The organism is Enterococcus sp. 5H (assembly GCF_028128615.1).
Taxonomy (GTDB): Bacteria; Bacillota; Bacilli; order Lactobacillales; family Enterococcaceae; genus Enterococcus_L.
Window position 1 is genome coordinate 189,062 of sequence record NZ_AMDP01000002.1, and the last position, 13,480, is coordinate 202,541.

Genomic DNA, 13,480 nt, shown 5'->3' on the forward strand with positions numbered 1-13,480 from the left:
ATATATAAATGGTAAATGAGCATGCAGTGAATAATGCAAAAGTTTCAGCATATATTCACATTCCATTTTGTGAACACATCTGTTACTATTGTGACTTTAATAAAGTATTTTTAGAAGGACAACCAGTAGATGAATATATTCAGGCGTTACTAAATGAAATTCGTTTAACCAAAGAAAAGTTTCCTAGTAATGATACGGAAACAATTTATATTGGCGGTGGAACACCAACCTCATTATCGGCAAATCAATTGGCTGTTTTATTAAATGGGGTACGGGAATTGCTGCCTTTCAATGAGCAAAACGAATTTACCGTAGAAGCTAATCCAGGTGATTTAACGGCAGAAAAATTACGTGTGATGAAAGATTTTGGCGTGAATCGCTTATCTATGGGTGTTCAAACTTTTGATAATCAGCTTTTAAAAAAAATTGGTCGCAAGCATACTGCAGAAGATGTATACGAAACGATGAAGTTTTTAGAAAAAGAAGACTTTACTAATGTGAGTATTGATCTGATTTATGCATTACCTGGTCAAACTTTAGAAGGTTTTAGAGATACTTTAAAACGTGCAATTGAATTAGATTTGCCGCATTACTCTCTATATTCGTTGATTTTAGAAAATAAAACGATGTTTATGAATTGGGTGAGGCAAGGACGTTTACAGCTGCCGGACCAAGAAGTTGAAGCGCTGATGTTTGAAGAAACGATTATTGCTATGGAAAAAGCAGGTCGTCATCAATATGAGGTGAGTAACTTTTCTTTAGCTGGTAAAGAGAGTCAGCATAATTTAGTTTATTGGGATAATAACCATTATTATGGTTTTGGCGCAGGTGCTAGCGGTTATCTTGGTCATACACGTTACCGTAATCACGGACCGATTCAGCATTATTTAAAACCGCTTAGGGAAAATCAGTTGCCAGTGGTTGAAACTGAAAATCTAACGCTAAATAATCAGATGGAAGAAGAATTCTTTTTAGGTCTGCGGAAAAAAGATGGCGTCTCTAAAGAACGGTTTAAAAATAAATTTGGGCGAACAACCAATCAAGTGTATGGTGAAAAAATTTCGTCTTTAATAGAAAAAGGTTTACTAGAAGAAGGTCCAGAGTTTTTACAATTAACGGAACAAGGTCTTTTTGTAGGGAATGATGTATTTGAAGAATTTCTTTTAGATAAAGAGTAATGAAATTAGTAATATTGACTAGTCCTTAAATTGAGTAAAGAGCTCAATTTAAGGACTTTTTCTATTTTTAGCGCTCGTATGTAAAGAGTGCTAAAAAAGTATGTTTTTCTCTTGACAAGTCTATGAGAACTTGGTATATTAATACTTGTATTAGCACTCGACTAACAAGAGTGCTAATGGAGGGTGGTAACTATGATAACAGAAAGACAACAGAATATTCTACGGCTTATCATCCAAGAATACACGAATACAGGAACTCCTGTAGGATCAAAGAAATTGATGGAAGAAGGAATCCAATCAAGTTCTGCAACGATTCGTAATGACATGAAAGCCTTAGAAGAACATGGCCTGCTACTTAAGACCCATTCATCTTCAGGTCGAATTCCTTCGATGGAAGGCTATCGTTATTACGTGGACTATTTATTACGTCCAGCGGAAATTGAACACGATGAATTAGAGACGATTCGTCATTCTTTTGGAAAAGAATTTCATGAAATTAACGACATCATTAAACAATCGGCAGACATACTTTCCAATTTAACAAGCTATACAGCATTTTCTTTAGGTCCGGAAGTTAAGGAACGTAAATTAACTGGCTTTCGAATTGTCCCTCTTAATGATCGGCAAATTATCGCAGTGATTGTAACAGATAAAGGTAATGTTGAAAGCCAAGTTTTCGCTATCCCTCCATCTGTTACGAGTCAGGATTTAGAAAAAATGACTCAAATCATTAACGATAAACTCGTTGGGCAACCGCTTTTAACTGTCTATCATCGTTTAAGGACGGAGATTCCGATGATTTTACATCGTTATTTTCAAACACCTGATGGAATGATGGATTTATTCGAAGCAATGTTAGGACATGCATTTGAAGAAAAAGTTTTTGTTAGTGGTCGTATGAATTTACTTGATTTTGGTGTGAAACAGGACATTGAACAGTTAAAATCAGTTTATTCATTTATGCAGAATACGGATGCGATTACGCACTTACTTTCAAGTGAAATTTCAGATAGCCAAATTGCGATTCGGATTGGTTCTGAAATTGGTAATACCTTACTTGATGATATGAGTATGATTACTGCAACTTATGAGGTAGCTGGACATGGTAAAGGAACCATTGCTTTATTAGGCCCAACTAGTATGCCTTATTCAAAAATGTTTGGATTAGTCGATGTTTTTCGACATGAATTAGCGTCAAAACTTGGTGCTTATTATCGTTTTCTTGATGAGTAGTAACCAGTAAAATATAGAATTTCTAATTAATTCTACGGAAATGAGAAGGGAAGTTGCAAAGTGAGCCAAAAAGAAGAAACAAACGAAGAATTAAAAGCCAAGCAAAACGAAGAACATGAAGAAGCAATCGATGCTTCTGGTGTTTCAGAAGTTGAAGCTGAAATGACAGAGTTAGATAGTACTAAAGCGGAACTTTCAGAAATGGAAGATAAGTTTTTAAGAGCTCGTGCAGAAATTGCTAACATGAGTAATCGTTTCAAAAATGAACGTGAATTACTTGTTCGTTATCGTTCACAAGACTTAGGTAAAAAGTTATTACCGTCAATCGACAATTTAGAGCGTGCGATGGCAATTGAAGTTGATGATGAACAAGGAGCTAGCTTGAAAAAAGGTATTTCTATGGTACTTGAAAGTGTTCAAGCAGCCTTAAAAGAAGAAGGAATTGAAGAAATCCCAGCAATCGGTGAAGCCTTTGATCCTAATTTACATCAAGCAGTTCAAACAATTCCTGCAAGTGCTGAAACGCCTGCAGATACTATTGTTGAAGTTTTACAAAAAGGTTATAAACTACATGAACGCGTTTTACGAGCAAGCATGGTTGTTGTCGCACAATAATCAAAACTGTTTGCATAATATAAATTAACTAAAAAAATTAAAATTTAAAATCAAGATAGGAGATCATAATTATGAGTAAAATTATTGGTATTGACTTAGGAACAACAAACTCTGCAGTTGCTGTATTAGAAGGCGGAGAAGCAAAAATTATTGCAAATCCAGAAGGTAACCGTACAACACCTTCAGTAGTATCGTTCAAAAATGGTGAAATCCAAGTTGGTGAAGTTGCTAAACGTCAAGCGGTAACAAACCCACACACTATTTCATCTATCAAACGTCATATGGGTGAAGCTGGTTATAAAGTTGAAGCTGATGGCAAATCTTATACACCACAAGAAATTTCTGCAATGATCTTACAATATTTAAAAGGTTTTGCTGAAGAATACTTAGGCGAAAAAGTTGATAAAGCAGTTATCACAGTTCCGGCTTACTTTAACGATGCGCAACGTCAAGCAACAAAAGACGCAGGTAAAATCGCTGGTTTAGAAGTAGAACGTATCGTTAACGAACCAACTGCTGCAGCATTAGCATATGGTTTAGATAAAACAGACAAAGACGAAAAAGTTTTAGTATTTGACCTTGGTGGTGGTACTTTTGACGTATCTATCCTTGAATTAGGTGATGGTGTGTTTGATGTATTATCAACTGCTGGAGATAACGAACTTGGTGGAGATGACTTTGATAACAAAATCATCGATTATATGGTAGCTGAATTCAAAAAAGAAAACGGTGTTGATCTTTCTAAAGATAAAATGGCAGTTCAACGTTTGAAAGATGCTGCTGAAAAAGCGAAAAAAGATTTATCAGGTGTAACGTCAACTCAAATTAGCTTACCATTTATCACAGCTGGAGACGCTGGTCCATTGCATTTAGAAATGAACCTAACTCGCGCAAAATTTGATGAATTAACAAGTGACTTAGTAGAACGTACAAAAACACCTGTACGCCAAGCATTAAAAGATGCTGGTTTAAACCCTTCTGAAATTGATGAAGTAATCTTAGTAGGTGGTTCTACTCGTATTCCTGCAGTTGTTGAAGCTGTTCGTAAAGAAACAAACAAAGAACCTAACAAATCTGTAAACCCTGATGAAGTTGTAGCTATGGGTGCTGCTATTCAAGGTGGGGTTATCACTGGTGACGTAAAAGACGTAGTATTACTTGATGTTACTCCATTATCATTAGGTATTGAAACAATGGGTGGCGTATTTACTAAGTTGATTGATCGTAATACAACAATCCCAACTAGTAAATCTCAAGTATTCTCTACAGCAGCTGATAACCAACCAGCAGTAGATATTCATGTATTACAAGGTGAACGCCCAATGTCAGCAGATAACAAAACATTAGGTCGTTTCCAATTAACAGATATTCCAGCAGCTCCTCGTGGTGTACCGCAAATCGAAGTAAGTTTTGATATCGATAAAAATGGTATCGTAAATGTTCGTGCAAAAGACTTAGGTACACAAAAAGAGCAAACAATTACAATTAAATCTTCTTCAGGTTTATCAGACGATGAAATCGAACGTATGGTAAAAGACGCTGAATCTAATGCTGAAGCAGATAAAGCACGTAAAGAAGAAGTTGATTTACGTAATGACGTTGATGCTTTGTTGTTCACTGTTGACAAAACATTGAAAGAATTAGAAGGCAAAGTTGATGCTGATGAAGTTAAAAAAGCTGAAGATGCTCGTGATGAGTTAAAAGCAGCTGTTGAAGCGAACGATATCGAACAAATGAAAGCAAAACGTGATTCATTAAACGAAATCGTCCAAAACTTAACAGTAAAACTTTATGAACAAGCAGCGCAACAACAAGCAGAAGAAAATCCAGAAGCTGCACAAGGTGGAGCAGATGATGTTGTAGATGCTGACTTTGAAGAAGTAGAAGGCGACGATAAATAATCATCGTTAACAAGCTGGCAAAGACCAAAGTCATCACTTTGGTCTTTGCCTATCTTTATTTAGACGCTAAAATAAATTAAGCTATTTTTCTTTTACTTAATTTATGGTATGATTACAACGATGTTTTTAAACAGATAAGTTGGCGTTGACCTTTTAGAATAAATGGAATAATAGTTGGAGGGGAACTAATGGCTACGAAAAGAGATTATTATGAAGTCCTAGGTTTAGCAAAAGGCGCTTCAGATGATGAAATAAAAAAAGCATACCGTAAGCTTTCTAAACAATATCACCCCGATATTAATAAAGAAGCGGATGCGGAAGAAAAATTTAAAGAAGTTTCTGAAGCTTATGAGGTCCTAAGTGATTCTCAGAAAAAAGCTGCATACGATCAATACGGTCATGCTGGAACTGATCCAAATTATGGCGGAGGCGCTGGTGGCTTTGGCGGTTTTGGCGGAGGTGGATTTTCTAGTAGCGGTTTCGGCGGTTTTGAAGATATTTTTGATTCATTCTTTGGCGGAGGCAGCCGTAGCGTTGATCCTACAGCACCAAGACAAGGAGCAGATTTACAATATTCAATTAATTTGAAATTTGAAGAAGCGATCTTTGGTGTAGAAAAAGAAATCAAATATAACCGTGAAGACAATTGTAGTACATGTGGCGGAAATGGTGCCAAACCAGGTACTCAACCTGAAACTTGTCATAAATGTCACGGATCAGGTTCAATTAATGTAGAACGTCAAACACCTCTTGGTCGTGTGATGAGTCGCCAAACATGTGATGTTTGTCATGGAACGGGTAAAGAAATCAAAGATCCTTGTCCTACTTGTCACGGAACAGGTCACGAGAAAAAAGCTCATAAAGTAAAAGTGAATGTTCCAGCAGGTGTTGAAGATGGACAACAAATGCGTTTAGCAAATCAAGGTGAAGCTGGTATGAATGGCGGACCGTATGGCGACTTATATGTTGTCTTTAATGTTGAAGACAGTAATATTTTTGATCGTGACGGCTCTGAAATTTACTATGATTTACCATTAAGTTTTGTCCAAGCAGCCCTTGGAGATGAAGTAAAAGTACCAACTGTTCATGGAGATGTCAAACTAAAAATTCCCGCAGGTACACAAACAGAAACCAATTTCCGTTTACGCGGAAAAGGTGCACCTCGTTTACGTGGTGGGAATAATGGCGATCAACATGTGAAAGTCAAAATCATTACGCCTAAAAACTTGAATGACGAACAGAAAGAAGCGTTACGTAACTTTGCTGAAGCTGGTGGTCAAACAATTAGCGAACAACAAGAAGAAGGTTTCTTTGATAAAATGAAAGATGCTTTCGGCGGTAAAAAGAAAAAATAAATAATTAAACGTCTGGTATTAACTATGCAAGTTAGTTAGTATCAGACATTTTTTGTTCATTAGGCAGAAAGTTTTTAGCAGAAACTAGCTAGAGGTATAATGATTCAGGATAAAAAAACTTTATGAGGTGATAAATATGAAACTATTACTAATTGGACATACAGGAACATTAGGCACAGGTGTTTATAATTATTTTGCTGATAAAGAAGAAGTCATCACTGCTAGTCGTTCAAAAGGGGATGTGCAAGTAGATATTACTGATCCAAAAAGTATTCAACAAATGTTTGATAATGTTGGAAAAGTAGATGCAATCATCTCTACGGCGGGCGCAACTACTTTTGAACCGTTAAATCAATTAACGCCTGAGAAAAATCATTTTTCTATTATGAGTAAATTAGAAGGACAGGTAAACCTTGTTTTAATTGGGCAACATTTTTTGAACCCTAATGGCAGTATTACTTTAACTTCTGGTATTTTAATGGATGAATTTATTCCGACAGGTACATCATCTGCGATGGTTAATGGAGCCTTAACTTCTTTTGTCAAGGCAGCCTCACTTGAATGTCAGCAAGGTATAAGGATCAATGCAGTCAGTCCTAATGCTCTTTTAGAATCTTGGTCTGATTATCAAGACTATTTTAAGGGATTTGTTCCTGTAGCCATTAAAGATGTTATTCCGGCATTCGAAAAGTCAATCTATGGAATTATGACGGGTGAAACTTTTAAAGTTTATTAAATTATGCTAAAACAGTTAATCGTAAAGGGTAGCTAGATCATGGATTCGTCGTTTCAATTCTGCACGCACATGCGGTGGTTTAAGAACTTCACAATTTTTGCCAAAACCAAGTAGTAAGTTATAACCGAATTCATCCTCTACAAAAGGGAAATCCACAGTCAACATTGAGTTCCCAGCCATTTTTGAAAAATTTAAATCACCGAATTTATCAACTAGCTGATCTTTTATTTTGCTGTGGATTTTTAAATGAATAGTTATAAAAGGTAAACTCACCCAGTGATCGGTACCTAAAGGTTGAGGCGTAAATTCACGAGGGATGAATGATTCAGGAAGTATGTTTAATTCTGACATTCGAGATAATTTAAATGTACGAAACCCCTTTTTCTCTGTACAAAAAGCTTGTAAATACCAACTGATTTCTTTTAAAACTAAGCGATAAGGCTCAACAGTACGGTTAGTCAACTGACCTTGATAATCTTCATAATGAAATGTTAGTAATTGGGATTGATCTAGTGCAAGTTTGACTGTCTCCAAAAAGGGTTGCACACTTTTATTACTAGTCCAAGGTGTTAGATCAATGGTGATCTGATCTGTTTTAAATTTAATTTCCTCTAAAAAATGAGCTGGAACAAGTGTTTTTAATTTTTCATAGATTTGATTCAATTGCAGGGCGGAAACATTTTTTGATAAGCTGTTTAATGCAATTAGCAAAGAAGTAATATCTGAACTGGTAAAGAATTGTTTGTCAATTTTATAATGATCCATAATTCGAATACCGCCATTTACACCGGGAATTGTAGTGACAGGAATACCCGCTTCACTTAGTGAGGTAATATCTCTATAAATCGTTCGAACTGAAACTTCTAACATTTCAGCTAATTTACTGGCACTAATTTGTTTTTTATCTAATAAAATCATAATTATTGTGAGTAATCGCTCAGTTTTGATAAAAGCACCTTCTTTTTATTTTTTCAATTCTATGTCTTCAATAATAGTATAATTGAAAAAAATAATTGTGGAAGCGAACATGATGTGAAATTTTGCTAATGAAAGATTTAGCTTTGAATTGCGTTGGAACCGTATTTATTGATTGAAAGAGAAGCGGCAAACTTTAATAAAAATAATTGCCGTTTTTTTATTGTATAAATTGCTGGAAATCCGTATTATAGAAACTAGAGAAAGGAATGTGACGGATGAATCCTCATTTTTTTAAACGTAGCCATCCCTTTGTTTCTTGTTGTTATTTTCTATTACTATTGTTAATTATTATCAGCACAACCAATCCTGTGATTATTACTAGCTGTTTCCTAGCTACTTTAAGCCTTAGATTAGTACAACTAGTTGGAGCAAAGAAAACTCCGATTGTATTTCCATTACTTTTAGTTATTGTGATTACTATTACTAATCCGCTATTTGTACATCGTGGAGGAACCATTCTTTTTTTCCTTTTTAATAAGCCGATCACATTGGAAGCATTTATTTATGGTTTTTTTATCGGGTTAATGATGGCTACAGTTATTTATTCATTTCAAAATTTTCAAAAAAGTGTTGATTCGGAGCGTTTATTTTATTTATTCGGTTCAAAATTGCCCAAACTTACTATGATTTTAACGTTGATTTTTCGTTTTATTCCATTATTCCAACAGTATTTTCAGGAACTAAATCAGGTTCAAAAGTCAGTTCAACTAGCTGAAAAGAGAACATTCAGAGATAAAGCGGCTTACGGTTTTGATTTATTCGGACATTTTTTTTCTTGGGCAATAGAAAACTCGTTGGATACTGCGGATTCAATGCTTGCCAGAGGCTATGGTGTTTCAAAACGGACAAGTCGATTATTTTATCAGTGGAATAGTAGTGATAGTATATATTTATTTGGAATTTTCAGTTTTAGTATAATTTTTATCTACTATTTAGTGGTGGGAAAGTTTGAGTTTAGCTATTATCCTTATTTAGAAGCAATCGAACCGTTCATCCAATTGCAGTGGGTAAACTATTTGCTAATTGTTATTTTTGCTTTTATTCCAACGATTAATCGATTAAAGGAGGCGATCATTTGGGCTATCTTGAAATCAAAAATATAACCTTTCAATACCCGGGAGCTACTCAGCCGGCTTTAAATGATTGTTCTTTATCAATTCGTCAAGGTGAGTTTGTCTTACTATGCGGTGCTTCTGGAAGTGGAAAATCAACTATGCTAAAACTCTTAAAGCTTCAGTTAACACCTGCTGGTAAACAATCAGGCGATATTTATTTAAACAATGAAAAGCTCACTCAGCTTTCAAAGTCAATTTCCGCAAATAAAATCGGCTTTGTTAGTCAAAATCCAGACAGTCAAATTGTCACAGAAAATACTTGGCAAGAATTAGCTTTTGGACTAGAAAATCTTGGTCTAGATCCTTATGAGATTAAAAGTCGAATTGCTGAGATGGTTAATTTTCTTGGCATTCAAGATCTACTAGGAAAACCCACAAAGATACTTTCAGGCGGACAAAAGCAGCTGTTGAATTTAGCCTCTGTTTTAGTTATGCGGCCAGATATTTTATTATTAGATGAGCCAACTACCGAATTAGATCCAATTGCCGCGCAAAGTTTTATCGAAGTATTGATTCGCTTAAATCGTGAAATGGGAACAACTATCCTGATGTCAGAGCATAGCTTAGAAACAATTTTTCCTTCAGTAGATAAAGTTGTTCTTTTAGCGAATGGCCATATCGTTTTGAATGAAAAACCAGTAAATATCTCGGATAGAATTAAACAAAATCAATATGATTTGTCACGTTTTCTTGTTAGTTTGCCTAGTTCAGTTCAACTTTATCATGCGAGCCAGGTAAATGAAGATAAATGCCCATTAACAGTAATAGAAGGGAAACGTTTTTTAGAACAACAGTTTCGTAAGTGTGCACCGTTACCCAAAGAAATAAAACCAACTGTCAAAGATTTAAGTAAAAATAACTATAGTATCGAGCTGAATAATTGCTGGTTTCGTTACGAAAAAAATGGAAAAGATATTTTAGCTGGCGTAACAGCAACATTTAAACAAGGAGAAATTTTTTCTTTAGTTGGTGGAAATGGCAGCGGCAAAACTACATTGCTTAAAGCGATAGCAGGAATTTACAATTGTTATCATGGAAAAATAACGATACTAAATCACTCCCTAAAAAAAATGCGAAAGACAATTGCCTATCTGCCGCAAGAACCGCAAATGCTTTTTATTAAGGATACAATCCAAGAAGATTATCAGACTTGTTTACAAAACCAACACATCAGTGAATTCCAACAACAAGAACGTATCGAAGAAATAACAGCACTTTTAGGCATTCAAGATAGTCTATTAAAGCATCCTTTAGACCTTAGTGGCGGTGAATGTCAGCGAGCTGCGTTAGGAAAGCTATTGTTGACTGATCCTGAAATTCTACTGCTAGATGAACCTACCAAAGGCATTGACAATTATGGGAAAAAACAAATAATTCAATTACTAAAAAAGTTATCCATACAAGGGAAAACGATTATTTGTGTTACCCATGATTTAGATTTTGCGGCTGAATCATCAGATCGCTGCGGGTTATTCTTTGAAAATCAAATACTAACAGTAGCCGATCCATCCAATTTTTTTAGCAGACATGCATTTTATACTACTGCAGCAAGTCGTATTGCTCGAGAATATTTTCCTAATTTAGTGACGATCGATCAAGTAAGTGAGGCCTATCAGAGATGGGAGGATGAGACAGTTGACTAAATATTTTTCGAAACAGTCTATTTTTAGATTGGTAATCATGATGGTCATCTGTCTATTGCTCTGGATTTTTATACAGACAAATCAATATCAAATTGTTTCAATGGCCATAGCGGTGATTGCTTGTTTTCCAATCTATTATAAATATGAAAAAAAAGAATTGAATACGAAAGAATTAGTTTTAATAGCTGTTTTAACAACTACCGCAGTTTTAGGACGTGTGTTGTTTTATATGATTCCGGCGATTACTCCGATGACTGCTATCATTATTATAGTTGGGATTTGCATGGGATCTGAAATCGGCTTTTTAGTTGGGTCGTTGTCGGCGATTACCTCAAATATGTTGTTCGGTCAAGGTCCGTGGACACCATTTCAAATGTTATCTTGGGGAATAATTGGTTTTATAGCTGGAGTACCGTTGATTCAGAAAATACTAAAAAAAAATTATTGGTTTTTAATAATATATGGAATTTTTGCAGGAATCTTTTTCTCTTTTTTTATGGATATATGGACGGTCTTTTCACTTGATCGTCAATTTTCATGGGTGAGATATTTAGCATTACTTGGAACCGCATTACCGTATACCATTTCTTATTGTTTTGCTAATGCTTTTTTCTCATGTTTATTATTCAGAACGATTCAGAAAAAACTTCAGCGAATTTTGATAAAATATGATATAAACAAAGGTGGATAAAAATGAAAAAATTAATAAATGCAACAATGGTTTTAGTGCTTATTTTTTTCTTAGCAGCATGTGGTAAAACTGGAGATAGTCAGAAAACCAACGAGCAGACTAATCAAAACGTGACAATTATTCTAAAAGAAGATGGGAAACAATTTGATAAAAAAGAAATCAAATTTCAACCAAAGGAATCCCTTCAAACGATTATGGATGCTAATTTTAAGTTAGATATGGATAAAGATTTTATTAGTGGAATAGATGGTCATAAGCAAGATGCAGCAACGAGTAAGTATTGGTTATATGATGTAAATGGTAAGCAACCAGATGTAGGAGCGGTAGAATATTTTCCTAAAGATGGTGATGTCGTTACATGGACCTTGGATAAAATATAAACAAGAGTATTTCTGATCCCGCAATATTAGGGAAATTTAGATCTAAAATTAATTATACCTAATATTGATAAACCCTGACACTAAGTTGTCAGGGTTTATTTGCTAGAATGAACTATATCAATCAAAGGAGTGGTTATTAGATGAAAATTGAACAAGCTTTTAAAAAAATTATGCAGGAACAAACAGAAATTGCGTTAGCAACAAGTGTTGCAGAGCAGCCGAATGTGAGGATTGTCAATTTTTTCTATGACGAATCTAAAAAATGCGTATTTTTCTCCACATTTAAAGGAAATCAAAAGGTTAAGGAATTTGAACAAAACCCCAAAATTTCATTTACAACAATCCCGAAAACAACAACAGAACATATCAGAGTTCATCATGGCACAGTTAAAAAAAGTAGTTTAACGATTTATGACGTAGCCGAACAATGGATTCAAAAAATTCCGGAATACGAAGAAAATATTCGGAATGTTGGTGCAATGCTAGTATTATACGAGCTTCATTTTAAAGAAGCTACGGTCATCTTAGATATGGAAAATATGGAGACTGTTTCTCTGTAAAGGATAAGATTGAAAAATATGAAGTGGAATAAAGAAAAGAGCAAAACATACTGAAAAATTGTGTCTTGTTCTTTTTCTGTTTATATATAAGAAAATATGACAATTGGAGCGGCTGTGCCAATGAGTGATACATCATGATCTAAAACTTAATAAATTTATTAAATCATTCATCTTTACTAAACTTAACTGGCGTTTTATGAAGTTGCTTAGTTAAATGTAGGGTATAATAATTTTAACGATTACTGGAAAGGAGTAAAAAGTATGAAAGAATATGTTTACGCAATCAGTGATATCCATGGAGAATTTGAATTATTTGAAGATCTGATTCAATATTATGATAAAGACCTACATCAATTGGTTTTGATAGGAGATTTAAATGATCGGGGACCTAAAACAAAAGAATGCTTCTTTTTAGGTATGGAACTAGTCGAAAAATATGATGCAATCTATCTAAGAGGCAATCATGAAGAATACTTTTTACAGTTTTTAAATAATCCAGAAGACTGGTTTCCAAGTTATATTCGAAATGGCGGCAAAGAAACAATGGAGAGCTTGCTTCATAAAGGTGCAACAGAAGAATACTCCCCGACAGAAATTGCGATGATGATCCGCAGTCGTTATAAAGAATTGATTGACTTTTTAACCGTACGTCCACTCTTTTTTGAATGGAATGATTACATATTTGTTCATGCCGGGGTAGATTTGACTAAAAAGGACTGGCATGAAACCAGCCCGCACGATTTCATTTGGATTCGAGAAGCTTTTCATAAAGGGAAAAATAATACTGGGAAAACGATTGTTTTTGGTCATACAATCACACCAATGTTGCACGGGGACATGGAGACAACAGATTTATGGTTATCAGATAATAAAATTGGGATTGATGGTGGTGCAGTATTCGGAGGTTCTGTTCACGGTGTAATTTTTAATAAAAATGGGATTTTACAAGATATTGAGTATCAAAATTTAACTGGACCTTGGCAGCCTGATTTTTAAAAAAAGGAACATTTTAAAATCATCAAACCTTTCTTAAGCTTCTGACTCATCCTATATTTCAAGTAGAATTTATGCTAAAATAAAAGAGTATGTTTTATG

The 13,480-nt window shown here is 34.7% G+C and carries 13 protein-coding genes; 12 read left to right on the forward strand and 1 reads right to left on the reverse strand.

Annotated features, from left to right (window positions below; all coding sequences use genetic code 11):
• Positions 1-8 precede the first annotated feature (8 nt).
• The 6 genes from hemW (at position 9) to C240_RS01130 (ending at position 7,018) form a co-directional block, all read left to right on the forward strand.
• Positions 9-1,178, forward strand: coding sequence for a radical SAM family heme chaperone HemW (hemW, locus tag C240_RS01105; RefSeq protein WP_271489564.1), 1,170 nt, complete (start codon positions 9-11; stop codon positions 1,176-1,178).
• Between the two features lie 192 nt (positions 1,179-1,370).
• Positions 1,371-2,411 (forward strand): heat-inducible transcriptional repressor HrcA, encoded by a 1,041-nt coding sequence (gene hrcA, locus C240_RS01110; protein ID WP_271489566.1) that lies wholly within the window; start codon positions 1,371-1,373, stop codon positions 2,409-2,411.
• A 60-nt stretch (positions 2,412-2,471) separates the two neighbouring features.
• Entirely contained in the window at positions 2,472-3,026 is a 555-nt protein-coding gene (gene grpE, locus C240_RS01115; RefSeq protein WP_271489568.1) for a nucleotide exchange factor GrpE, read from the forward strand.
• Positions 3,027-3,097: 71 nt separating this feature from the next.
• Entirely contained in the window at positions 3,098-4,927 is a 1,830-nt protein-coding gene (gene dnaK, locus C240_RS01120) for a molecular chaperone DnaK (RefSeq protein ID WP_271489570.1), read from the forward strand.
• A 188-nt stretch (positions 4,928-5,115) separates the two neighbouring features.
• Positions 5,116-6,282 carry a molecular chaperone DnaJ gene (dnaJ, locus tag C240_RS01125; RefSeq protein ID WP_271489571.1) on the forward strand — a complete coding sequence of 389 codons (1,167 nt, stop codon included), beginning with the start codon at positions 5,116-5,118 and terminating at the stop codon, positions 6,280-6,282.
• Between the two features lie 136 nt (positions 6,283-6,418).
• Complete coding sequence (locus C240_RS01130) at positions 6,419-7,018, forward strand: short chain dehydrogenase (RefSeq protein WP_271489572.1); 600 nt, start codon at positions 6,419-6,421, stop codon at positions 7,016-7,018.
• A 15-nt stretch (positions 7,019-7,033) separates the two neighbouring features.
• Here the strand turns inward: C240_RS01130 and C240_RS01135 are convergent, their stop codons facing one another.
• A complete protein-coding gene (locus C240_RS01135) occupies positions 7,034-7,966 on the reverse strand; it encodes a helix-turn-helix transcriptional regulator (protein WP_271490716.1) in 933 nt (310 codons plus the stop codon).
• 245 nt (positions 7,967-8,211) lie between these two features.
• Between C240_RS01135 and C240_RS01140 the strand changes: the two genes are divergently transcribed.
• The 6 genes from C240_RS01140 (at position 8,212) to C240_RS01165 (ending at position 13,381) form a co-directional block, all read left to right on the forward strand.
• Positions 8,212-9,099: an energy-coupling factor transporter transmembrane component T gene (locus C240_RS01140; RefSeq protein ID WP_271489573.1), complete on the forward strand. Its 888-nt coding sequence runs from the start codon at positions 8,212-8,214 to the stop codon at positions 9,097-9,099.
• Positions 9,072-10,754: an ABC transporter ATP-binding protein gene (locus tag C240_RS01145; protein ID WP_271489574.1), complete on the forward strand. Its 1,683-nt coding sequence runs from the start codon at positions 9,072-9,074 to the stop codon at positions 10,752-10,754. Before C240_RS01140 ends, C240_RS01145 begins: the two co-directional genes overlap by 28 nt.
• Complete coding sequence (locus C240_RS01150; protein ID WP_271489575.1) at positions 10,747-11,445, forward strand: ECF transporter S component; 699 nt, start codon at positions 10,747-10,749, stop codon at positions 11,443-11,445. Before C240_RS01145 ends, C240_RS01150 begins: the two co-directional genes overlap by 8 nt.
• Positions 11,446-11,447: 2 nt before the next feature.
• Positions 11,448-11,825, forward strand: coding sequence for a DUF4430 domain-containing protein (locus C240_RS01155; protein ID WP_271489576.1), 378 nt, complete (start codon positions 11,448-11,450; stop codon positions 11,823-11,825).
• 140 nt (positions 11,826-11,965) lie between these two features.
• On the forward strand, positions 11,966-12,385 hold the full coding sequence (locus C240_RS01160; protein WP_271489577.1) for a pyridoxamine 5'-phosphate oxidase family protein: 420 nt from the start codon (positions 11,966-11,968) through the stop codon (positions 12,383-12,385).
• A 261-nt stretch (positions 12,386-12,646) separates the two neighbouring features.
• Positions 12,647-13,381: a metallophosphoesterase gene (locus C240_RS01165; RefSeq protein WP_271489578.1), complete on the forward strand. Its 735-nt coding sequence runs from the start codon at positions 12,647-12,649 to the stop codon at positions 13,379-13,381.
• Positions 13,382-13,480 lie beyond the last annotated feature (99 nt).